Genomic DNA, 22560 nt, shown 5'->3' with positions numbered 1-22560 from the left:
GAGATGAAAGCCAACGCTTATCACTTATTGAAGCAAGAGAATGGTGCACCGGTAAAAATGTGGACGAACGGCGTTCCCGTTGATCCCAAGGCGATCATTCAATTGCAGAACACGGCCAAAATGCCGTTTGTTTTTAAGCACTTGGCTGTAATGCCGGATGTGCATGTCGGTAAAGGTTCTACCATCGGTAGCGTGATCCCAACACGCGGCGCCATTATTCCGGCAGCTGTTGGTGTTGATATTGGTTGCGGAATGATTGCTGTGCGGACTTCTCTGGTGGCCTCTGATTTGCCGGACAGCCTGCTGAATATTCGCCATGCCATTGAAGCCGCAGTACCGCACGGGCGTACCGTAAACCGTGGCGGTCGTGATAAAGGGTCTTGGAACAAAGCACCGGAGATTGTGGATCAACATTGGGGAACATTGGCGGAGGGGTTTAAGCGTATTACCGATAAATACCCTAAGTTGCTGAACACCAATAACCACAATCATCTGGGGACGCTGGGAACGGGAAACCATTTTATTGAGTTATGCCTTGATGAAGCAGACCGTGTCTGGGTGATGTTGCATAGCGGCTCCCGTGGCGTTGGAAATGCGATTGGTAACTTGTTTATCACCTTGGCACAGAAAGACATGCAGCAGCATATGGCTAACTTGCCGGATCGTGATTTAGCGTATTTCGAGGAAGGAAGCCGTTATTTTGACGACTATATGGAAGCGGTGGGTTGGGCACAGGACTATGCCCGCCAGAACCGTGAGGTAATGATGCACCGCGTGCTTGAAGCACTGTCACGTGAGATCCCGAAACCTTTCACAACACAGCAGGAAGCCGTGAATTGCCATCATAACTATGTGCAGCGTGAACAGCATTATGGTGAAGAGGTTTTGGTGACACGCAAAGGTGCGGTATCTGCCCGAAAAGGCCAGATGGGGATTATTCCGGGATCAATGGGGGTGAAAAGCTATATCGTCCGTGGGTTGGGTAACGAAGAGAGTTTTTGTTCATGCAGTCATGGTGCAGGCCGGGTGATGAGCCGTACCGAAGCGAAAAAGCGTTTTACCGTCAGCGACCAAAAACGCGCAACAGCACATGTGGAATGCCGTAAAGACAGCGAGGTCATCGATGAGATCCCGATGGCTTATAAAGATATCGATGCGGTGATGCAAGCACAGTCTTCGCTGGTGGAAATCGTGCATACCTTGCGTCAAGTGGTGTGTGTAAAAGGTTAGTTTTCCCAAAAAATAAAGAATAGATGGAAAAAGAATAGATGGAAAAAGAAATGGAACTAGACACAGAAATGGAACTGGATACAGAAGACAGTGCTGTCAGTCCGGCGATGAAGGCTCGTATCTGTCAGGAATTGGTGGATATAGAAAAAAAATATGGTGTGCGGATATTGTATGCCTGTGAATCCGGCAGTCGTGGGTGGGGGGTTGCCTCCCCCGACAGCGATTACGATGTCCGGTTTATTTACGTTCATCCCGTGGAGTGGTATCTGAAAGTAGAAGACGGGCGGGATGTCATCGAACTGCCGATCAGCGATGAGTTGGATATCAATGGCTGGGAGTTGCGCAAGGCGCTAAAACTGATGAAACAGGCCAACCCGACTTTAATGGAATGGCTGGATTCACCCATCATTTATCATGCTGATCCGGCTGCAACCAACGGATTGAAAACGATGGCACCGTGCTTTTTCTCGGATATAAAAGCGCGCTATCACTATCTTTCAATGGCGAAAAAGAACTTTCAGGGCTACCTGCAAGGTGAAAAAATCCGGCTCAAAAAATATTTTTATGTTTTGCGCCCTTTGCTTGCGGTTCGCTGGATTGAAATGGGAAAGGGCGCACCACCGATAGATTTTGAAACGCTGGTCGCGGGAACCGTGGATGACCCACAATTGAAAATGGATATTGATGAGTTGCTGCGGATAAAGCGGGCAGCGAATGAATCAGAATATGGTTCCCGTAAATTGAAGGTTCATGCTTTTATTGAATCAGAATTGGATGAAGCACGGGCGCGCTGTGAACTCAATGATCAGCGCGAACGCAGTACTGAATTACTGGATCGCTATTTAAGACGTTGGGTAATGACCGGCTAATTATGTCAGAATATGGACTCAGCGGGGCTTTGGCCCTGCTTAGTATTCATCAATAAAAAGTCCCCTTCAATAAAAATGAATAGCATAGACTCGATTGGATAACACCCTGAGTTAAGTCGTTTCAAATAAACGGAAGGAAAAATAATGGGTAAAAACAGGGATCTGGCAGATACCAAAACCAGCAAGTTTTTAAGTTATATCTTGCGCCATCAACCGGAATCGATAGGTTTAACCCTGGATAGTGAAGGCTGGGCGGATATTGGCGTATTAATCAAATGTGCAGCCAGACACGGCAAGCAATTAAACTGGGCGCTGATTGAGAACATTGTTGAAACGAATGACAAGAAGCGATTTGCTCTTTCGGTGGATCAGCTACGTATCAGGGCAGTACAAGGGCATTCTACTCAACGGGTAGATATTCGCTATCAGGAAAAAACGCCGCCTGACACTCTGTATCACGGCACAGCGACTCGTTTTCTGGACTCTATTTTCAAACAGGGGCTGGCGGCGGGAACGCGGCACTATGTGCATTTATCGGCGGATAAAACCACCGCAACGAAGGTGGGAGCGCGCCATGGCAAGGTTATCATTTTGAAAATTGACGCCCGGCTGATGAATGAACAAGGTTTTAAATTCCATCAGGCAGATAATGGTGTTTGGTTGACGAAAACGGTACCCGTAAAATATATAAGCATCATTTCGCATCTTTGATAAAACATTTGGAGAAAGTATGACCGCGATGGATTCCCTCCTTGCATTTACCGTTGCCGCAACCCTGCTCACATTGACACCGGGCTTGGACACCGCATTGATTCTTAGGACCGCAACCGTAGAAAGCGGCAAAAAAGCCTTTCAGGCAGCGCTTGGCATAAATGCAGGGTGCTTTATTTGGGGTGCGATGGTGGCTTTTGGACTTGGAACTTTGATTGCGGTATCAGAATTGGCATTCAACATATTGAAATGGTGTGGTGCGCTGTATTTATGTTGGTTGGGCATGCAAATGATGTGGCATCCTAAAAAAGATCTTGGTGGAGAAATTACCTCTTCTACCAAAAATCAAAATTGGTTTATCAAGGGAATGTTGGGTAATGTTCTCAATCCGAAAATGGGCGTATTTTATGTTTCATTTTTGCCGCAGTTTATTCCTCAAGGGCATTCACCCGTTTTGTGGACATTTAGTTTAGTGTCTATTCATGTCTTGCTTGGCACATTCTGGTCATTATCATTGATTTATGCCACCCGCCCCCTTTCCCACATTTTACGCCGCGAAAACGTGGTTAAGTGGATGAATCGAGTGACCGGCGGGGTATTTTTACTTTTTGCGTTTAATTTAGCGCTGAGTAGCCGGAGATAATTGAGTCAGGGAAAACAAAAATGTTTCACTGAATTGGAAAAAAAGCAAAAAGGTCGCTATTTTCTCCTGTAAAAAAGTTAACCGGAATGATTATGATAATCAAAATACAGGGGAATATTTTTTTCGATGAATCCTCAATTTTTTAATGTCACATTGGAAAAGTGTGACTATGAAAACGTTATACTGGAAAATATGGTGAGGTTAATTGCCTCTGGTGAAGTTTTCTTTTTTCGCCAAGAAAATTTTCCTGACTGTCAGCAGGTGTTGAGGAAACTTGAATCTGGTGATCAATTAAAGATAGGCGCTCACCGATTAAAGGATGGAACGTACTGGCTGCATTGGTTACATCATGCAACTAAAGGGTATTTAGAGTCCAACAAGAATTATGTCTTCAAGTTCTCTATGCTTTGCTCTTTTGTTATAGGGATGATGGTTGTATTTTCGGGAGTATGGGTACATTACCTTAATATTTCTTCTAAAAATAATGATTTCTCGGATGTAATATTTATGGCATTCGTTACTATTTTAATGCTTGCTGGTTTTCTATTTCATTGTTAGAGGAATACGTAAAACGATACTTATATTTCATCCTGGCCGACGAAAATTATTAAAAGCATTAAATAGCGTACTGGAAGGAAGGTATAATATAAATCCTGATTCAATTTATCTGGATGTCGATGGCGTTAAGAATTATTATCCTAAACAAAAAAAGACAAATAATTATGTCAAATCAATGGATGATGAAATCCTTAAAAAATTAGGGGTATTATCCACAAAAATTATGCCTGTCAGAGACATGGATTGGCATAGATATACTGAAAGAAATACAACAACTGATATTTTTTTAAGAAAGACATTGTCTAATTTTATAGAAAGTGGATATGTTTTTTATTATTGGGATTGGATAGATGTCTTATCTTCATTTTTTGAATTTTCATTTATTTTACTCACTGTATTTTTTGGTATTTTCTTCTTTTTGGAAATGGCATGTACCCTTTATAAGGTGTTTTCAAGGAATGGTAAGATTTGCCATCAAATTTATTATTACTTAAGTAATAAACGACATAAATTGAATAAAAACTCTGATGTGGTGGTGTTGAAATAATGATTAATCCATTTTTAAACAGACATCTGATTATTATAACCGTCATGTTTTCCATTGGTTTATTAGGTTGGTATTTATTTATTGATAAAAACTATTACTCTGCATGGAAGTGGAATGAGAATATAAACAATAAGACAACGTTAAGCAATGTTGATATTATAAAATCTTATCCCGTTAAAGAAGGTTTAATTGTTATTGTTGGCATGGAAATTAATAAGAAAAAATACGATTATACACCTATGGAAAAAAGGAAATATGAATATAATATTTATTATTCCCGTCGGGGTGAGATTGTTTTTCTTGGGGGGTTATCAGGGTTGTTAAACAATGCTATATGCTCAGAAATACGTTGTGTATTATTGATGGATAAAAACATAGTTAAAATTAACTTGGCTGATCAACCCATAATTACATCACAGCCTTGGAAAAAGAACAATAACGAACGCTCTAGAATAACGGCCTTTATTTTTGGGGAGATTATGTTCTCAAAAGAGGAAGATGATATTATATATGTTAACAAAGATAATGTTAATTATAGCCCGGATGGTGGGAAAAACTGGCAGAATAAATTAAATATAAAGAGCGTTATGAGTAAACATAATGCAGATAGTATGTATGATGATCAATATTTATTTACAATAAAAGGCAGTGAGGTTTTAATTTGGCAAACCCCGAATTCTAATCGCGCTTCATTAGAAATTAAAATGAATTATAAAACGAGTAAGGTACTGAAAGTAAAATGGTTACCCTTTAGGGTTAATGAAGCGGTGCAAGGCATGGATGGGGAACTGTTTTTATTAACCCAAGATTTGTCACGTGGGTTGAATGATCTCCGTCGGTATTCTTTTGATGGAGAAAGTGAAATTTTGTTAGAAACAGGCTATAGAGATCTTCATTACTTACAGATTGGTGTTGAGCATTTAATTGTTCAACATGGCAAATATGACTGACAAATATCTGTCATCATGGATAAGCAAGGAAAAAATATACGGTATAAACAAAAAATGGAGACAGAAACAAAGAGAACAACATTTGATCCTGTTCAGGAGCGTTTTATCCATTTTGAAACTGATTATGAAGGTTTAAATCACAAAAAACTCTTATACACGGATGTGACTCCTTAATCATTAGCCTGATGGTTGAAAGAGGAAATTCCTGAAAATTTTGGGTAGGTTTTTCATATTGGTTTAACATTATGATTAACCTATCAAAATTAATTCAGGTATTGTTTGTGTTGCATGTGGATAGGCGGTTTTCTTACTCGGTAGTTTGATCAGGTTGCACAATTTAGCTTACAAGAATGTGTCATTTTGGCACATAAATTGACACTTGTTAATTTTGGTGATAAATTCATCAATGGATGAAAGGTATCTGAGTAAAGAAAGGTATAAATTCATATAAATCAAATATATAAGTCAAAGGAACATAATATGAAACATGAAGCTCAAGAAAGGATCACTACGAGAGTGAATCCTGAAATCAAAGAGCTACTTGAACGAGCGTTATCATTATCAGGGTATGCAAGTTTGAACAGTTTCATTGCAAATGCCGCTGTAGCGGAAGCAAAGAGGCTAATTGAACAAGATATGCGTATTCGATTGTGTCAGGAAGATGCATTGGCATTTGTCCATGCATTGGAAGAGCCAATCAAGGCAAATGAACGCTTCCTTCGAGCTGCTCGCCATCATAAGGAAACAATAATAAATGAAGATAGTTCGTCTTGATAAAAAACAGCATATTAGGAGTCATTTTGATTGTGGTGAGCCAGCTCTAAATAACTATCTGAAAGCGATTTCAGGGCAACATGATAAAAAGGATTTATCAAGGACATTTGTTCTGGTTAGTAGCCAAAATGAATCGCAAATTAAAGGGTTTTATTCTTTAGCATTATGTACGGTAGAGCTGAATGAATTACCTGAAAATATATCTAAAAAATACCTTTCATCACTACATTGTGCACTGATTGGCCGATTAGCGGTAAGCAAGCAATTTCAGCGGCAAAGGCTGGGCGAGATTTTGCTTATAGATGCAATTCGAAAAGCGATAGAATCGTCAAAATCGATCCCTACTCCTATGATAATCGTTGATGCTAAGAATGATGTGGCAAAAAAGTTTTATATTAATGTAGGGTTTCAGGAGTTTCCTCAATTGAGCGGCAGATTATTTATGCCAATGGCTGTTGCAATAGAAATGCTAAAAGAAATAGATGGAATGTAATATAAGTGGGATTTCGGCGCTATTAGTCGTTAAGGTGAACAGATAGCAATATAAACATTGTCATAATGAATCAACACGAATATTGCTATTTGATTGCACATAATCGCTATGCGTAATACTCGGGTTTTATATTGGCACTAAATAATTTTGACCATTTTTTCTATTCATTCCTAAACTTTTGGGCGGTCTTATATCAACCCATTCGTTTTCATCAATCCAGCTTTTCCGCCATCGTTGCCACCATCACGGCCTTAATGGTGTGCATTCGGTTTTCAGCCTGATCAAACACAATGCTGTGCTTTGATTCAAAGACTTCATTGGTCACTTCCAGCCCGCCATATAAGCTAAATTCTTCTGCCAGTTGTTTGCCGAGTATCGTTTCTTCATCGTGAAAAGCCGGTAAGCAATGCAGGAATTTAACTGCTGGGTTTTTTGTCAGTTTAATCACCGCCATATTGACCTGATAAGGCTTCAACAAAGCGATGCGTTCTTGCCAGACTGATTTAGGCTCTCCCATCGATACCCAAACATCGGTATACAAAAAATCGGCTTCTTTTACACCTTGTGCAATATCTTCTGTCAGAGTGATCTGCCCCCCCGTTTCCTCGGCCCGTTTTTGGCATTCTGTCACTAACGTTGCATTGGGCCAAAACATCTTTGGGGCGACTAAACGGAGATCCATACCCGTTAATGCAGCCGCTTCGAGCAGGGTATTGCCCATGTTATTCCGGGCATCGCCCAGATAGGCAATTTTGATTTCAGACAGTGTTTTTTGGCTGTGCTCCTGTATTGTCAGTAAGTCAGCCAATAACTGAGTTGGATGGAATTCATCAGTCAGGCCATTCCAGACCGGAATGCCTGAAAAATTCGCGAGCGTTTCGACAATATTTTGACTGTAGCCACGGTATTGGATACCGTCATATAAGCGGCCAAGTACCCTTGCCGTATCTTTGATGGACTCTTTGTGTCCGATCTGGCTGCCATTTGAACCTAAATAAGTCACGTTGGCGCCTTGATCATGAGCGGCAACTTCAAATGCACAGCGTGTCCGTGTAGAGTCTTTTTCGAAAATAAGGGCGATATTTTTTCCTTTGAGCAAGGGAGATTCCATACCTGATTTTTTATTCGCCTTCAATTCATGAGCCAATGTTAAAAAACGATTGATTTCTATAGGTGTAAAATCGAGTAATTTTAGGAATGAGCGCTTAAAAAATGGGTTCATGTTGTATGGTCTCCATTACTGCAATTTTGAATTTATATTCACTATACATCGATAAAAAATCACATTGCAAGTTCCTTGCTAGGTGCTTGTAAGTGTAATAATGTGAAGACTGGTTATATATCAGTCGCTTACGGTTTGCGTTTCTCCTCGAACAAAATGGGATAGATATATCCTTTGTAAAGAAAAGGTGGGAGAATGCAAAACAGGACAGCCAACTGACGGAGGGGATTTGCATGGCAGACCCACATGCTTTAGAAGAACAGCGCGAAGAAACTCGCTTGATCATTGAAGAATTATTGGAAGACGGCAGCGATCCGGATGCGCTTTATATCATTGAGCATCATTTCTCGGCGGAAGATTTTGATCTATTGGAGAAGGCCGCCCTGGAAGCATTCAAGCTGGGTTATGAAGTAACCGATGCTGAAGAGCTGGAAACGGAAGATGGTGTTGTTTTGATGTGTTGTGACGTGATTAGTGAAAGTCGTCTGGAGGCTGATCTGATTAACGCACAAGTTGAACAACTGATGGATCTCGTTGAGAAAATGGGTGTGAATTACGATGGTTGGGGAACTTATTTTGAAGATCCCAATGCGTCGGATGATGAAGATGACAATGATGATCTCTTCCCGCCAGAAGAAGATGAACCAAGACTTCACTAAGATGTTTCAGAAGTAAGGCGTTCCCTGAATCCTGTTAAAATTCAATGCCCCACTTCATCTGTGGGGCTGATTTATTGCTCGTGGCTGCTCGGGGTTACAGCGCTTTGATCATTCTGACTTCACAGTCACTGTGGCCTGTGTTGCCAAGGGGTTCATCAAGATAACCGAAGCCCAGTTTTTCATACAAGGCAATGGCCGCTTTTAAGTTTTCCGTCGTTTCCAGATAGCAGCGTTTAAAGCCTTGTTCTGTACCAAATTCGAGAGACAGTTTCACAATTTGCCTGGCAACGCCTTTTCCCCGCAATACCGAAGAAAGATACATTTTTTGTAATTCACAGGTATCACCATCACCCCCTGCCAGCGGAGCAACACCGCCCCCGCCAACAATTTCTCCATCCATTTCGACGACCCAATAGGCGCTGCGCGGCTGGCTGTAAACTTCGTACAGGGTATCCAGAATCGGATCAGCAACCGCAAAGCCCTTGTCTGCGGTTAAACCGTGCTCGGCGGAAACTTCACGGATAACAGCGGCAATGCCTGTATTATCGTGTTGGGTAATAGGGCGAATAAGGTAATTGTGTGTTGTTTGGGTTGTCATTATTTTCTCTTTATTGTTTTTCTTGATTGATAGGGACGTAATAACACAAAGCAGAATATATCATATTTTATTAAGGTGAAATGGTATTGGGGTGAAATTGCATTCATATTATATAATATTGAAATTAAACAGATTTAACTTCAATTTGATCGGAGTAATGGAGTTGGAAATAACGTTCCAGAAACTCAACGGTAACTCGAATGCGGGCAGACATGGCCAGACGAGTAACATACACCGCCCAGATATTCGCGGGTTGATAATATTCCGGCAGAATATGAACCAATGCCCCCGATTTGATATTTTCCCGGACATCCCAATAAGAGCGCAGCGTAATGCCATGCCCATCCAGACACCATTGGTGAATAATCTCACCGTGATTGGATGACATCGGTCCGGTGATTTTTACTGATTGGGCACCTGCATTGCTTTGTAATTGCCAGATGCCGAAAGGATGATCCCGTTCTTTGATGACCAGACAGGAGTGAGAAGGGAGATCATTAAGTGATTTTGGCATCGGGTGACGGGCGAGGTAAGAGGGCGCGGCACACAGAATCCGGCGGTTGGATGCGAGCTTGCGCGCAATAAGATTATTATCGATGTCATCACCAACACGAATGTCCAAATCAATGCCTTCCATGACTAAATCAACAAGACGATCTTCCACATCAAACCGGATCTCCAATTGCGGATACGCTTGGATAAGGGCTGACAGGGCAGGGGCCACGAATTGCCGCCCAAAACCAAAGCTACTGACAATCCGGATTGTGCCTTGCGGCTCTTGCCGAAGTTCAGAGAGTTCATCAAGCATCTGGTTCACATCATTGAGAATACGGTGCGCCCATTCATATATCCGCTCACCATCTTCCGTAATTGAAACCCTGCGCGTTGTTCGGTGCAACAGGGTGACATTCAATACCCCTTCCAATATTGCAATGCGTTTACTGATAAAGGCCGGGGATGCGCCCATTTCTTCCGCAGCAGCGGCAAAACTGGCTCTCTTGGCAACTAAAAGGAAAACACGCAGATCCTGTAAAATAGGCAAATTATTCATATATCGTAAATTATGTTTCTACATTTTTTGGATTGAATACAAATCAGTCAATTATAAGATAGTGCAAAAGTCAATTTTGCATTCTGATAATTGAGAGATGTCTGATGAAAAAACTGTTCAAGATTGCTGCAATTCCGGGGGATGGGATTGGTCACGAAGTTTTGCCGGAAGGAATTCGGGTATTACAGGCGGTAGCCGAAAAATGGGATCTCCATTTATCGTTTGAATATTTCGAATGGGCCAGCTGCGACTATTACCTTAAGCACGGCACAATGATGCCTGATGATTGGTTTAAACAGTTAACGGCATTTGATGCGATCTATTTTGGTGCGGTGGGTTGGCCTGACAAAGTGCCTGACCATATCTCTCTTTGGGGATCATTGCTGAAGTTTCGCCGTGAATTTCAGCAATATGTCAATTTACGCCCTGTCCGTCTTTTACCGGGAGTTCCGTGCCCGTTAGCCAATAAGAAACCGGAAGATATCGATTTTTATGTCGTCAGGGAGAATACCGAAGGGGAATATTCAGCGATTGGTGGACGACTGCATGAAGACACGGAACATGAAGTGGTGATCCAAGAGTCAGTTTTTACCCGCCGTGGTGTTGATCGCATATTGAAATATGCCTTTGAACTGGCGCAAAGTCGTCCCCGCAAGCTGCTGACATCCGCCACTAAATCAAACGGTATTGCGATCAGTATGCCTTACTGGGATGAGCGGGTTGAGGAGATGGCAAAACAGTACCCGGAAATTAAATGGGACAAACAGCACATTGATATTCTTTGTGCACGGTTTGTGTTGAATCCGGAACGGTTTGATGTTGTTGTCGCTTCCAACTTATTCGGCGATATCCTTTCTGATCTTGGCCCGGCATGTACAGGAACCATCGGGCTTTCACCTTCTGCCAATCTGAATCCGGAAAGGGATTTCCCTTCCTTGTTTGAACCTGTTCATGGGTCCGCACCCGATATTTATGGCAAAAATATTGCCAACCCCATCGCGATGATTTGGTCTGGTGCCATGATGATCCAGTTCTTGGGTGAAAATGATGAACATTACCAACATGCCCATAATGATATTTTATCTGCCATTGAAGCGGTGATAGCGGAAGGCACAGTGACGCCTGACATGAAAGGCAAAGCATCAACACAGCAGGTCGGAGACGCCATTATTCGGCATTTGTCGTGAGTTGTGCCCCAAAATCCTTAATCAAAGCGAAGGTGACATTTTAGCAAAATCCGCTGTAAACCCTTGCCCGACAGGGCGGGGAGCAGTCACGATCGGGTAAAGGGGCAATGTACTATAAAAAAAGAACGTATTATTACGCCTGTTCAGAATACACAGGAATTTAATCGAGTGGATAGTTTTAGGGTAGAAGACCGGGCGCTTGAATAAATTATTTGTCAAAAATTAGTGATTCAGATAAAGGGCATAATTAATCAGATTATGCCCTTTATTTTTATTGTGATTTTTTTAATAAAATCAGGGTTAATTAAACTATTAAATATCCATTTTAATTCATGCCGGTCTAATTATGACGAACATCACAAAACATTCATTACGATATGTGTTTTATCTATTTACCCTTTTCTCAATTGTTTAAAATATATATCAATATTATATTCCAGTGGTTAATAAAAAGATGCGGTAAATATCGTTTCTACTTATTGAATTTTTCTTTTTGCCGTATTTATAACAACAATAACAAGCATTTTGTTTTTATCGATTAAACGCAAAGTGGATATATGAAAAGTGGATATATGCAAAGTGATAAAACGGAGGGTTCATGTTGAGCAATACCAAGAAAGATATTCCCTTAATAGTCATAAGCTTGGTTTTTATCGTTGTGATAGCAATAACACTTAGCTTATTTCCTAAAGAGACAAGTATTATTGCGAATTCAATTTTTAATGGGCTGACGCGTTTACTGGGATCTACAATTCAAATATTGGTTCTTATTGCTTTGATGTTTGTCATTTATTTAGCAATAAGTAAATACGGCAATATTCGATTGGGTGAAGGAAAACCAAAATATGCTACAGCACCCTGGCTGTGTATGTTTATTTGTGCAGGGCTGGGGTCCTCAACTTTATATTGGGGAGTTATGGAGTGGGCATACTATTACCAAATGCCGGGCCTGAATATTCCTCCCCATACCCCCAAGGCACTGGAATACAGCATCAGTTATTCTTTCTTTCACTGGGGCTTAAGTGCTTGGGCAACTTATGCGCTCGCTTCATTGATTATGGCTTACCATTTCCATGTCAGGAAAAATAAAGGTCTGAGCTTGTCAGGCATTATTTCCGCCATTATCAAAATCAACCCTCAAGGTTTCTGGGGGCGTTTGATTGATATGACGTATTTAATCGCGACGGTAGGCGCGTTAACCATTTCTTTGGTGGTGACTGCGGCCACATTGAGTGGCGGGCTTTCTTCACTTATCGGTACGCCTAATAATTTTGCCGTTCAGGCGGGAATTACGTTATTGGCCGCCCTGATCTTTTCCCTGAGTTCTTATATCGGCATTGATAAAGGAATGCAGCGTTTAAGCCAAATGGTGGGATGGGGTGCCTTGGGGTTTGCATTGCTGGTACTGATCGTCGGGCCTACGGAATTTACCATTAACAATATGATTAATGCGGTTGGCCTGACAACACAGAATTTCCTGCAAATGAGCCTATTTACCGATCCGATGGGAGATGGCCAATTCACACGCAGCTGGACGGTATTCTACTGGTTATGGTGGGTTTCCTATACACCGGGTGTTGCCATGTTTGTAACCCGGGTTTCTCACGGGCGTAAAATTAAGGAAGTGATTTGGGCATTGTTACTCGGGAGTACTTTTGGTTGCTGGTTCTTCTTTGGCGTATTGGAAAGCCACGCCATGCACCAATTTATTACCGGCGCCATCAATGTACCGGAAATATTGAATACATTGGGTGGTGAAACTGCCGTTCATCAATTGCTGAGCGCGTTGCCATTAGGCCAATTCTTCCTCGCCGCTTATCTCTTTATCATGGTTATTTTCCTGGCTTCGCATATGGATGCGGTGGCTTATACCATGGCGGCGACCTGCACGCATAACTTGCGGGAAGGTCAGGACCCATGCCGGAAACTGCGTCTTTTCTGGTGTGTCGTGATTACGCTGATCCCGCTTTCCATTCTCTTTACGCAAGCGTCGTTGGAAACGATGAAAACAACAGTAGTTTTGACTGCCCTGCCTTTTCTGGTGATCTTATTGATCAAGACGTACGGCTTCATTCGCTGGATAAAACAAGACTACTCACAAACCCCCACACATCCTATTGATGGTTTACATCAACAAGATCCTATCACCACACCGGCAATAACAGAGAAAAAAGTCCCAAGAACTTCATCAACAACACCAGCTACACCATTTCGTTAAATGATTAAGGAATTGATATGAGCATCAAAGATTCTTATTTCACACTCCCCCAAAATTTTTGCGCAAATCCAGCAGAAGCGTATACCTTGCCTGCGCGTTTCTACACTTCTCAGGACGTCTTTGATTATGAAAAAGAGGCGATTTTTGCCAGAAGCTGGATTTGTGTTGCGCACAGCAGTGAGCTTGCCAATCTCAATGATTATGTGACGCGCGAAATTATTGGAGAGAGTATTGTGATTGTTCGTGGGCGGGACAAAGTATTGCGTGCGTTTTTTAACGTTTGTCCTCATCGCGGCCACCAGTTATTAACAGGGGAAGGAAAAGCGAAAAATGTCATCACTTGCCCCTACCATGCCTGGACATTCAAATTGGATGGTTCTTTAGCACATGCACGTAATTGTGAAAATGTGGCTAATTTCGACAAAGAATTGGCGCAATTAACCCCCGTAAAAGTAGAAGAATATGCAGGTTTCGTTTTCATCAATATGGACATGAATGCAGGAACGGTTGAAGAGCAGTTACCGGGGTTAAGTGCCAGAGTATTGGAAGCCTGCCCGGACGTTCATGACTTAAAACTGGCGGCACGTTTCACAACGTCTACACCTGCCAACTGGAAAAGCATTGTTGATAATTATCTGGAGTGCTACCACTGCGGCCCTGCCCATCCGGGCTTTTCAAAATCCGTTCAGGTTAATCGTTATTGGCATACCATGCATGAGAGATGGTCCCTGCAATTTGGTTATGCCATTCCCTCTGATCAGTCTTTCAAATTTGAAGGGGAATCGTCATTTCATGGCTTTTGGTTATGGCCCTGCACCATGTATAACGTGACACCTATCAAGGGCATGATGACTGTTATTTATGAATTTCCCGTGAATGCTGAAACCACACTGCAAAATTATGACATTTATTTTACAAATGAAGAGATGACTGATGATCAGAAAGCATTGATTGAATGGTATCGCGATGTTTTTCGTCCGGAAGATCTGCGCTTGGTTGAAAGTGTTCAGAAGGGGCTGAAATCACGTGGTTATCGTGGTCAGGGGCGCATCATGGCAGATAATACGGGAAGTGGGATCAGCGAGCACGGAATTGCTTACTTTCACCATTTTATTGCCCAGACGTACCACGAAAAATAAGACGGAATCAGGTAAGAAAACGACAGTATCGGCTTAATCAAAGAGGTCATTAGGTGAATATTTCAGAAAATCCTTTTTTTCGTCAACAGGCTCACATCAATGGGCAATGGTGTGATGCTGATAATAAAGAGACATTAATCGTATCTGATCCAGCAACCGGAAAGGTTGTCGGGCAGATACCCAATATGGCCGCCACTGAAACGAAAAAATCCATTCAGGCCGCACACAATGCATTGCCGGAATGGCAAGCGCTGACAGGCCATCAACGTGCCCAGTTATTACAGAACTGGTTTCGCCTAATCAGTGAAAATAAAAAATGGCTGGCAGAAATCATGACGCTGGAGCAAGGGAAACCGTTGGCGGAAGCGGAGGGTGAAATCACCTATGCCGCTTCTTTTGTTGAGTGGTTTGCGGAACAAGGAAAGCGGACAAACGGAGAGATCATTCCCTCTCCGGCGGCAGATAAACGGCTGATGGTAATTAAACAGGGCATTGGTGTTTGTGCGGCCATCACCCCCTGGAATTTTCCGGCAGCGATGATTACCCGCAAAGCCGCACCTGCACTTGCGGCAGGCTGTACCATGATAATAAAACCGGCGAATGAAACACCTTTTACAGCCTTGGCAATGGTGGAGCTGGCCATTCAGGCGGGAATACCTGCGGGGGTGATCAATATCATCACTGGCCATTCCCGTGTTATTGGTGAAATACTCACGAATGATGAGCGCGTGCGCAAACTGAGTTTTACGGGTTCCACTGAGGTTGGGCGTTTATTGATGCGGCAGTGTTCGGGCAGCATAAAGAAAATCTCCTTAGAATTAGGGGGAAATGCACCTTTTATTGTTTTTGAAGATGCGGATATTGAAAAAGCGGTAGAGGGGGCGATGGCCGCCAAATTCCGCAATGCGGGGCAGACTTGCGTTTGTGCAAATCGTTTGTATATCCACAAAGACATTTATCAGGCATTCAGCCAACGTCTTATCGAAGAAGTTCAAAAACTGCAAGTCGGTAACGGTTTTGAACAAGGAGTACAAATAGGCCCGCTGATTAATGCTAAATCAGCGGATAAGGTTCAGTTCCTTTTAGAGGATGCACTAAATAAAGGCGCAGATTTATTATATGGTGGTAAGCGTCATGTTTTGGGTGATAACTTCTTTATCCCTACGGTACTCGGTAATGTTGTGAAAAATAGCCTGATATTAGAGGAAGAAATATTCGGGCCAATTGCCCCTCTGGTGATTTTTGATGACGAAGAAAGTGTTATTGAATCTGCCAATAATACCATTTATGGGCTTGCTGCTTATTTTTACACTGAAAACCCACAACGCATTTGGCGTGTTTCAGAAAAATTAGATTATGGCATGGTAGGTATTAATACCGGACTTATTTCCAATGAAGTTGCTCCATTTGGTGGAGTAAAACAGTCAGGTTTGGGGCGTGAAGGTTCTACCCACGGCATTGAGGATTATTTAGAGCTTAAATATCTTTGTCAGGGCGTTTAACTGGATATACCCAATATATATTCCATGGGTTTTAAAATACAGCCAACACAGGGCAAATTGAAAGATGAAGGTATAATCATCAGGAATGGCGCATGTCAACTTATCAAACAATGGGTGTGATTGTCAGTAATATTGAGGCCATTACACCGAAGATTAAACGATTTACATTAATACCGGCTGAAAACACGCAATTGCCCGCGTTTACCGGTGGAAGTCACATCTTTGTTCAGATGCAGGATGGAGATAAGCGTTATAGTAATGCATATTCTTTATTAAACTCACCATGTGATAAAAATCGCTACCAAATTGCAGTCAAGCGGGAAGAAAATTCCCGAGGCGGTTCTGCCTTTATGCACGATAAAGTGATTGTTGGTCATAATCTCATTATTTCTGAGCCAAATAACTTATTTGCATTAGTGCCGGAAGCCAAGAAACATATATTAATCGCGGGTGGGATCGGGATAACCCCTTTTATGTCTTACCTGCATGAACTACGACAGAAAAATAGTGAGTATGAATTGCATTATTGCTACCGCTATCCCAATGAGAATGCATTTTCGAAAGAGTTAATGACTGCGGAATTTAAGGATAAAATCTATTGTTATATTTCATCTGAAGGAAATCGCCTTAAACTTGATACACTTATTTCCCGATTGCCAGAAGGAAGCCATATTTATACCTGTGGTTCAGGTTCATTGAATAATGGGGTAAAACAAGCGGCGAAAAATGCCGGATTTCCTGCTCACCAATTACATTTCGAACAGTTTGCTGTTGAAGATAAAACCGGTGATGCGTTTACTGTTGTTTTGGCGAAATCCGGCGTTGAGCTGGACGTTGACAGTGACTCGACAATTCTTCAGGTTATCGAAAGAAATAACGCCGCCCATGTTGAAAGCTTATGCCGTGAGGGAGTGTGCGGAACTTGTGAAACCACGATTTTGGAAGGAGAAGCAGACCACCGTGATCAATACCTCAGTGATGAGGAAAAGCAGAGCCAGACATCCATGCTGATTTGTTGTTCCCGGGCTAAAGGGAAACGATTGGTGCTGGATTTGTGACTGAGGAATCGCAGTGGCTGGTGGATGTGATGAATCAATATCAATTTGCAGAAATCGGTACTGCTTTATCCTGAACCTGACGGCTTGCCACTTTTATTGCAAGTATCGCAAGCCGTCATCTTGGGTGAATGGGCCACTATCGTATATGCAAGTGTTCAACGAAATGCCCAAATTCCTATGAAAAGCGAATTTTTTATTTATAACCCGAGTGATGAATTACTTAATGGGATGAAGGAAAATGGGGGTGAAATAAAAGTGGGGCCGCAGCCCCAAATTATTTAAATAAAAGATCCCTTACTGAGAAATATCCACGCCAAAATACTTCTTTGAAATGCGGGCGTAGGTACCGTCCTCTTTTAATTCTTGCAGAGCCTTATTAATCGCTTCTGCCAATTCCGGATCGCCTTTGCGCAGCAACACCGCGGATTTACTGGCATCTGCTTGTTCGGCAACAATTTTCACCGGTGCATTAGGGCGTTGTTTCTTGAAATCAAGGAAAGACAGGCGATCATTCAATGTTGCATCTGCGCGCCCTGTGGCAACCAAATCAATGGCTTGGTTAAAACCGTCAGTACTGACTAAACTAGCGCCGTAAGATGTTGCCAATTGCCCGTAATTGCTGGTCAGAGACTGGGCTGATCGTTTTCCTTTCATATCCGCAAAAGTTTTTATCGTGTTGTTATTGTCGCGGGTGATCAACACCACCTGAGATGTTGTGTAAGGAATGGAAAAACTGAATTTTGCCGCCCGCTCAGGGGTAACACCCACTTGGTTGATGACGGCATCAAAACGTTTTGCATCCAACCCTGCAATTAATCCATCCCATTTTACTTCCATAAACTCAGGCTTAACATTCAAACGACGGGCGATCTCCCGTGCGATATCCACATCAAATCCAGTCAGCGTGTTGTTGGTATCATGATAAGTAAAAGGGGGATAAGTGCCTTCTGTGCCAATCTTAAAGACACCAGAGGTTTTTATGGCATCCAAATCTTTGCCCGCATAACCCGGGGCAGAAATAGCAAGGGCAGCCGCACCCGCCAGTAACAGACTCAAAAATTTTTTCATTGCGTTTCTCCAGTTAAATAATGTTGCTGATGTCATACCCCATGAATTCCGAGTTTCGTCGAGGCGGCAAAGGCGCAACCTGAAAGGTGACGGGTATAAATGTGACTGCTTGCTATATCTCCCAATCCGGTAAAGTTTCTGTCAGGGTTGAGATAAATTTAACGGTACGCTCCTTATCGGGACGGGTGAAGAGGGTTTTTGCCGGGCCTGACTCGACAATTTCACCGGATTCCAAAAAAATGACATCATGGGCAAGATTGGCGGCCAATCGTAAATCATGCGTCGCCATTAACATGGTGGTGCCTTCCCCTGCCAATTGCTTCAAAACTGAAACGACTTCTTTGGATAATTCGGGATCGAGTGCTGAAGTTGGTTCATCGCACAACAACACCTTCGGTGACGGGGCCATGGCCCTGGCGATGGCGACGCGCTGCTGCTGCCCGCCGGACAGTGTGGCTGGCCAGACATCGGCCTTATGAGACATGCCGACTTTCTCCAGTAGCTCCAGCGCGCGCTTTCTGGCACGTTCATGTGGCCATTTCTGTACCCAAATCAGTCCTTCCATAATGTTTTCAATCACCGTCAGATGCGGGAAAAGCTGGAAGTTCTGGAATACCATGCCGGTTTGCAGACTGAAACGCTGAATTTCCCGGTGTGGCAGTCGCTCTTTGCCATTAAACGTAATTTGTTCTTTGCTTATCTCCAGCTTGCCAGCCTGCGGAATTTCCAACAAATTGATGCAGCGCAGCAAGGTACTTTTTCCGCTGCCAGAAGGGCCAATCAGTGCCGTCAGGCTGCCTTCCTTAATTGTCAGGCTTATATTTCTCAGCACCTTTTGCCCGTCGAAACTTTTTTCAATGTTGGTTAGCTGAATCATCTTTGGCTTCCTTATGACTGCTTTGCTGGGTGAATTTCTTTTCCAGCCGGACTTGCAGGGCTGACAATACTGAACTCAAGAGGAGATAGAGAATAGCGGCTTCGGTATACAGAATTAACGGTTGATAGGTGACAGCAGCGATGCGCTGTGCCGCCAGAAACATCTCTGGTACGGTAATGACGGAAGCCAGAGAAGTGTCTTTTACCAACGAAATAAATGTATTGGACAAAGGCGGAATAGAAAACCGCGCGGCCTGTGGCAAGACTATCCGGCGCAGTGATTGCCACCAGCTCATGCCGATGGAGTGGGAAGCTTCCCATTGCCCTTTGGGGACGGAAACCAAGGCAGCACGGATCACTTCTGAGGTATAGGCGCCCACATTCAGGGTAAAGCCGATAACGGCGGAAGTGAATGCTTCCAATGTAATGCCCACGCTGGGCAGGGCGTAGAAAATCAAAAACAGTTGTACCAGCAGTGGTGTACCTCGGATCAGCCAGACATAAAACCGAACGACAGCGACCAGTGGTTTAGGCCCGTACAGCCTGATTAATGCAACAACAAACCCCAACGATATCCCAAGTGCGAAAGTAATCAGTGTGAGGGGAATAGTGAATGTCAGGCCAGCGTAAAGCATCGGCCACAGAGAATCCAGCGCTAAACTGAGCCATGATGGGGTCATAGAACCTTCCTGATAGAGATTAAAAATATGTTTATTTTTTATAGGGTTGTTTCAATGATGATATGGCAAGAAAAGGGCAATACTATATACAATAAAGTTATAGCTTAGAACTTTGGAATCAGCGCGGCCAACAAAGCGGCCGTTTGATATAGAAAGGGTGTATATCGATAAATGTGGAAAATATATCGGAATGATAAATAATAATATTATTGTTTAAATGTAAAGAGAAAATAGGCGGGTTAAGTTATTTCTATAGATGCCTGAATCATTATTAATAGATATGAGTTAAAGTAAAATAATTTATATTATGGATTAATAAATAGTGTGCCGAAAAGTTAATTTCTGGTCTGTTTTTAGGAAGGTATTTGTGTTTAATGGCGAATGGAATCATTCTGTTAATTGTGATTCACTAAAATTAACAATAAGGCTGGTCTTTTAATTTTTATTGTACAGTTTTTACTATGGATTTATTGAGTTTTAATTAAGTTGAGGTGACAAGCTTGTTAAGAAAGAGCTTCCCCCATATAAATAAGGCAATTAGAACCTGATAATGATGAGTTATCGCCTAATTGTAAACTTTATTCTTTTTTTATTTGATTTAAATGTTTTTTTTAAATTATTAGTAGAATCAATCCCTTGTATGTATTTATTGAATTTAATGACGGATTGGTTAACTTTAAGACAAGTATTTGAATGTGATCTAATAGACAAAAATTTGATTTTTGTATTTCTGTGGTGTTTAATTTTTATCCTATTTTGAACGAGAATATGAAGTTATTATATAAACTTATCTTTGTGTGATACTAATTAACTTAGTGTGGATGTATTATTCTCCATGAATAATAGCCGTTTAATTCATTAAGATTGCAATGGCTAACTCTTTCGTATCATTACTTTCATAGTAAATGTAATAACCCTTCATCGTAGAATCATAGCTATTATGATCAGAGAGTATTAATTTCAATGGACCAGATGTAAGTCAACGAAAAAGAATTGAGCATTATTGTGAGAGTGTTCTGCCTATATCATTTTTCGTATGAATTAATTAATGAATTTATCTGTTTTATATTATGGTGAAATAGTGCAAAATAAAATCTTTAAGAGAGCGAGTTTGGCGTTTCTTGTTAATACTGTTTTAATGTCATATTCTGATGCTGAAACTACCAATAATCAACTCGGGAAAACGGATCTAACGTTATCTACTAATGAACAACCTGAGGAAAGGGATCTTATAGATTTGATAAAACATTTGAAAATTTATAAATCCTCTTCTCACAGTGCTGCACCATCAGATAAGGAATTTTATCTCATCAAATCAGAGGAGAGTGAGATAGATACGGGGTATATTAGCAATGACTTTTCGTGGGGAACATCAAATTCTATAGCATTACTCAATGGTTCTTTAGGTAGAAATGTACCTAACTCTATTGCTATCGGAGAATCTAGTATTGCTGATAAAGCTCATCATTCAGTTGCCTTGAGTGACTCGAAAATTGGTGAAAGCTCTTTTTATTCCACTGCCTTGAATAAATCGACAATCGGTAAAGGCTCTCATCGATCCGCTGCCTTGAGTAACTCGACAATCGGTGAAAAATCTCATCAATCCACTGCCTTGAGTAACTCAACTATTGGTGATAACGCGCATTATTCTTTTGCCGCGGGTTGGTCGACAATTAATAAACGCAGTCCCGGATCTTCAGCTTTGGGTTGGTCGGCAATTGGCGAAGATAGTTATGGCTCTTTTGGGATCGCGTTATCGGCAATTGGTAGCAGGAGTCACAGATCTTTTGCTGCTAGCTATTCGACCATTGAGGATGATAGCCCATATTCTTTCGCTGCTGGCGAGCAGGCGAGGATTTACTCTAAGGCTGAACACAGTATTGTGATAGGAAGAAAAGCGTCTGCGTATAAAGTGCATGGTATTGCTTTGGGAAAAGAGGCGACTGCTAATCATGCTAACTCAGCTGCTATCGGTAAAGGCGCTAAAACGGATAAAGAGAACTCCGTTTCATTTGGGTATAAAGATAAAGAAGACGAAAATAAATCTTTCTATAAATATCTGACGAATATTGCAGCTGGTCAGGACCCCAATGATGCAGTTAATAAGAAGCAGCTTGATCAGAGTATGGAAGATGTTAAAAATAATGTTATTGCTGAATTGAAAAAGGATATGGGAGCTCTCAAGAACGCAGGTGATGCAGCCAAAGAAATCAATGATGCAATGGTAAATATTCCTCAGATCACCGCCGCCGCCGACAGTGCGAGTACAGTCAAGCAGGCTGCCGCGGATGCTGCGAAAGTGAATGACCCACAGACGCTGACCAATGCCGGGACCATCACTACCGCCGCCGACAATAGCACGAAGGTAAATGACCCACAGACGCTGACCAATGCCGGGACCATCACTACCGCCGCCGACAATAGCGCGAAGGTAAATGACCCACAGACACTGACCAATGCCGGGACCATCACCACTGCCGCCGACAATAGCACGAAGGTAAATGATCCACAGACACTGACCAATGCC

Annotated in this window: 22 protein-coding genes; 16 read left to right on the top strand and 6 right to left on the bottom strand. The window is 42.2% G+C overall.

The window, feature by feature from the left end; all coding sequences use genetic code 11:
• Nucleotides 1-3 precede the first annotated feature (3 nt).
• The 9 genes from Xsze_RS02345 (at nt 4) to Xsze_RS02305 (ending at nt 6775) form a co-directional block, all read left to right on the top strand.
• Nucleotides 4-1230 carry an RtcB family protein gene (locus tag Xsze_RS02345; protein ID WP_038240394.1) on the top strand — a complete coding sequence of 409 codons (1227 nt, stop codon included), beginning with the start codon at nt 4-6 and terminating at the stop codon, nt 1228-1230.
• A 50-nt stretch (nt 1231-1280) separates the two neighbouring features.
• A complete protein-coding gene (locus Xsze_RS02340; RefSeq protein WP_408909173.1) occupies nt 1281-2099 on the top strand; it encodes a nucleotidyltransferase domain-containing protein in 819 nt (272 codons plus the stop codon).
• A gap of 144 nt (nt 2100-2243) precedes the next feature.
• A complete protein-coding gene (locus Xsze_RS02335) occupies nt 2244-2810 on the top strand; it encodes an RNA 2'-phosphotransferase (protein WP_038240383.1) in 567 nt (188 codons plus the stop codon).
• A gap of 19 nt (nt 2811-2829) precedes the next feature.
• Nucleotides 2830-3453, top strand: coding sequence for a LysE family translocator (locus Xsze_RS02330; RefSeq protein ID WP_038240381.1), 624 nt, complete (start codon nt 2830-2832; stop codon nt 3451-3453).
• Nucleotides 3454-3579: 126 nt separating this feature from the next.
• Entirely contained in the window at nt 3580-4011 is a 432-nt protein-coding gene (locus Xsze_RS02325) for a hypothetical protein (protein ID WP_038240379.1), read from the top strand.
• Nucleotides 4012-4186: 175 nt separating this feature from the next.
• Nucleotides 4187-4558 (top strand): hypothetical protein, encoded by a 372-nt coding sequence (locus tag Xsze_RS21770; RefSeq protein ID WP_141557224.1) that lies wholly within the window; start codon nt 4187-4189, stop codon nt 4556-4558.
• On the top strand, nt 4558-5508 hold the full coding sequence (locus tag Xsze_RS02315) for a hypothetical protein (protein WP_038240377.1): 951 nt from the start codon (nt 4558-4560) through the stop codon (nt 5506-5508). The genes Xsze_RS21770 and Xsze_RS02315 overlap by 1 nt, the downstream gene beginning before the upstream one ends.
• A 480-nt stretch (nt 5509-5988) precedes the next feature.
• On the top strand, nt 5989-6282 hold the full coding sequence (locus Xsze_RS02310) for a type II toxin-antitoxin system TacA family antitoxin (RefSeq protein WP_038240376.1): 294 nt from the start codon (nt 5989-5991) through the stop codon (nt 6280-6282).
• On the top strand, nt 6263-6775 hold the full coding sequence (locus tag Xsze_RS02305; RefSeq protein ID WP_038240375.1) for a GNAT family N-acetyltransferase: 513 nt from the start codon (nt 6263-6265) through the stop codon (nt 6773-6775). Before Xsze_RS02310 ends, Xsze_RS02305 begins: the two co-directional genes overlap by 20 nt.
• A 211-nt stretch (nt 6776-6986) precedes the next feature.
• On the opposite strand, the gene argF is transcribed toward Xsze_RS02305, so the two are convergent.
• Complete coding sequence (gene argF / locus Xsze_RS02300; RefSeq protein WP_038240373.1) at nt 6987-7997, bottom strand: ornithine carbamoyltransferase; 1011 nt, start codon at nt 7995-7997, stop codon at nt 6987-6989.
• A 233-nt stretch (nt 7998-8230) separates the two neighbouring features.
• Between argF and rraB the strand changes: the two genes are divergently transcribed.
• Complete coding sequence (gene rraB / locus Xsze_RS02295; RefSeq protein WP_038240371.1) at nt 8231-8656, top strand: ribonuclease E inhibitor RraB; 426 nt, start codon at nt 8231-8233, stop codon at nt 8654-8656.
• 94 nt (nt 8657-8750) lie between these two features.
• Here rraB and Xsze_RS02290 read toward each other — a convergent pair whose 3' ends face one another.
• Both Xsze_RS02290 and Xsze_RS02285 read right to left on the bottom strand, forming a co-directional pair.
• Nucleotides 8751-9254: a GNAT family N-acetyltransferase gene (locus Xsze_RS02290; protein ID WP_038240369.1), complete on the bottom strand. Its 504-nt coding sequence runs from the start codon at nt 9252-9254 to the stop codon at nt 8751-8753.
• 124 nt (nt 9255-9378) lie between these two features.
• The gene (locus tag Xsze_RS02285; protein WP_038240367.1) at nt 9379-10305 is read right to left on the bottom strand and encodes a LysR substrate-binding domain-containing protein; all 927 of its coding nucleotides are present in this window, start codon (nt 10303-10305) and stop codon (nt 9379-9381) included.
• Between the two features lie 104 nt (nt 10306-10409).
• Here Xsze_RS02285 and Xsze_RS02280 point away from each other — a divergent pair, with 104 nt between their 5' ends.
• The 5 genes from Xsze_RS02280 to Xsze_RS02260 all read left to right on the top strand — a co-directional run bounded on the left by Xsze_RS02280 (nt 10410) and on the right by Xsze_RS02260 (nt 17409).
• The gene (locus tag Xsze_RS02280; protein WP_038240365.1) at nt 10410-11492 is read left to right on the top strand and encodes a tartrate dehydrogenase; all 1083 of its coding nucleotides are present in this window, start codon (nt 10410-10412) and stop codon (nt 11490-11492) included.
• A gap of 598 nt (nt 11493-12090) precedes the next feature.
• A complete protein-coding gene (locus tag Xsze_RS02275; protein WP_038240363.1) occupies nt 12091-13710 on the top strand; it encodes a BCCT family transporter in 1620 nt (539 codons plus the stop codon).
• Nucleotides 13711-13727: 17 nt separating this feature from the next.
• Entirely contained in the window at nt 13728-14849 is a 1122-nt protein-coding gene (locus Xsze_RS02270) for an aromatic ring-hydroxylating oxygenase subunit alpha (protein ID WP_038240361.1), read from the top strand.
• 53 nt (nt 14850-14902) lie between these two features.
• Nucleotides 14903-16351: an NAD-dependent succinate-semialdehyde dehydrogenase gene (locus tag Xsze_RS02265; RefSeq protein WP_038240359.1), complete on the top strand. Its 1449-nt coding sequence runs from the start codon at nt 14903-14905 to the stop codon at nt 16349-16351.
• Between the two features lie 92 nt (nt 16352-16443).
• Nucleotides 16444-17409 (top strand): PDR/VanB family oxidoreductase, encoded by a 966-nt coding sequence (locus Xsze_RS02260; protein WP_038240357.1) that lies wholly within the window; start codon nt 16444-16446, stop codon nt 17407-17409.
• Nucleotides 17410-17703: 294 nt separating this feature from the next.
• Here Xsze_RS02260 and Xsze_RS02250 read toward each other — a convergent pair whose 3' ends face one another.
• The 3 genes from Xsze_RS02250 to Xsze_RS02240 all read right to left on the bottom strand — a co-directional run bounded on the left by Xsze_RS02250 (nt 17704) and on the right by Xsze_RS02240 (nt 20033).
• The gene (locus tag Xsze_RS02250; RefSeq protein ID WP_038240353.1) at nt 17704-18477 is read right to left on the bottom strand and encodes an amino acid ABC transporter substrate-binding protein; all 774 of its coding nucleotides are present in this window, start codon (nt 18475-18477) and stop codon (nt 17704-17706) included.
• Nucleotides 18478-18589: 112 nt separating this feature from the next.
• Nucleotides 18590-19354 (bottom strand): amino acid ABC transporter ATP-binding protein, encoded by a 765-nt coding sequence (locus Xsze_RS02245; RefSeq protein ID WP_038240351.1) that lies wholly within the window; start codon nt 19352-19354, stop codon nt 18590-18592.
• Nucleotides 19332-20033: an amino acid ABC transporter permease gene (locus tag Xsze_RS02240; protein WP_038240349.1), complete on the bottom strand. Its 702-nt coding sequence runs from the start codon at nt 20031-20033 to the stop codon at nt 19332-19334. The genes Xsze_RS02245 and Xsze_RS02240 overlap by 23 nt, the downstream gene beginning before the upstream one ends.
• 1048 nt (nt 20034-21081) lie before the next feature.
• Here Xsze_RS02240 and Xsze_RS22055 point away from each other — a divergent pair.
• On the top strand, nt 21082-22560 hold a 1479-nt coding region (locus Xsze_RS22055; RefSeq protein WP_169924452.1), incomplete at its 3' end, for a hypothetical protein.

This window comes from Xenorhabdus szentirmaii DSM 16338 (assembly GCF_002632585.1).
Lineage (GTDB): Bacteria > Pseudomonadota > Gammaproteobacteria > Enterobacterales > Enterobacteriaceae > Xenorhabdus > Xenorhabdus szentirmaii.
Note: the sequence above shows the minus strand (reverse complement) of the source record. Positions and strands in the feature narration are given on the sequence as shown.

Coding starts and splice junctions, on each gene's coding strand:
- Xsze_RS02240 (WP_038240349.1), bottom strand. CDS start 20,033: ATGACCCCATCATGGCTCAGTTTAGCGCTGGATTCTCTGTGGCCGATG.
- Xsze_RS02335 (WP_038240383.1), top strand. CDS start 2,244: ATGGGTAAAAACAGGGATCTGGCAGATACCAAAACCAGCAAGTTTTTA.
- Xsze_RS02270 (WP_038240361.1), top strand. CDS start 13,728: ATGAGCATCAAAGATTCTTATTTCACACTCCCCCAAAATTTTTGCGCA.
- Xsze_RS02245 (WP_038240351.1), bottom strand. CDS start 19,354: ATGATTCAGCTAACCAACATTGAAAAAAGTTTCGACGGGCAAAAGGTG.
- Xsze_RS02285 (WP_038240367.1), bottom strand. CDS start 10,305: ATGAATAATTTGCCTATTTTACAGGATCTGCGTGTTTTCCTTTTAGTT.
- Xsze_RS21770 (WP_141557224.1), top strand. CDS start 4,187: ATGGATGATGAAATCCTTAAAAAATTAGGGGTATTATCCACAAAAATT.
- Xsze_RS02280 (WP_038240365.1), top strand. CDS start 10,410: ATGAAAAAACTGTTCAAGATTGCTGCAATTCCGGGGGATGGGATTGGT.
- argF (WP_038240373.1), bottom strand. CDS start 7,997: ATGAACCCATTTTTTAAGCGCTCATTCCTAAAATTACTCGATTTTACA.
- Xsze_RS02305 (WP_038240375.1), top strand. CDS start 6,263: ATGAAGATAGTTCGTCTTGATAAAAAACAGCATATTAGGAGTCATTTT.
- Xsze_RS02330 (WP_038240381.1), top strand. CDS start 2,830: ATGACCGCGATGGATTCCCTCCTTGCATTTACCGTTGCCGCAACCCTG.
- Xsze_RS02260 (WP_038240357.1), top strand. CDS start 16,444: ATGTCAACTTATCAAACAATGGGTGTGATTGTCAGTAATATTGAGGCC.
- Xsze_RS02290 (WP_038240369.1), bottom strand. CDS start 9,254: ATGACAACCCAAACAACACACAATTACCTTATTCGCCCTATTACCCAA.
- Xsze_RS02275 (WP_038240363.1), top strand. CDS start 12,091: ATGTTGAGCAATACCAAGAAAGATATTCCCTTAATAGTCATAAGCTTG.
- Xsze_RS02250 (WP_038240353.1), bottom strand. CDS start 18,477: ATGAAAAAATTTTTGAGTCTGTTACTGGCGGGTGCGGCTGCCCTTGCT.
- Xsze_RS02325 (WP_038240379.1), top strand. CDS start 3,580: ATGAATCCTCAATTTTTTAATGTCACATTGGAAAAGTGTGACTATGAA.
- Xsze_RS02315 (WP_038240377.1), top strand. CDS start 4,558: ATGATTAATCCATTTTTAAACAGACATCTGATTATTATAACCGTCATG.
- Xsze_RS02340 (WP_408909173.1), top strand. CDS start 1,281: ATGGAACTAGACACAGAAATGGAACTGGATACAGAAGACAGTGCTGTC.
- rraB (WP_038240371.1), top strand. CDS start 8,231: ATGGCAGACCCACATGCTTTAGAAGAACAGCGCGAAGAAACTCGCTTG.
- Xsze_RS02310 (WP_038240376.1), top strand. CDS start 5,989: ATGAAACATGAAGCTCAAGAAAGGATCACTACGAGAGTGAATCCTGAA.
- Xsze_RS02345 (WP_038240394.1), top strand. CDS start 4: ATGAAAGCCAACGCTTATCACTTATTGAAGCAAGAGAATGGTGCACCG.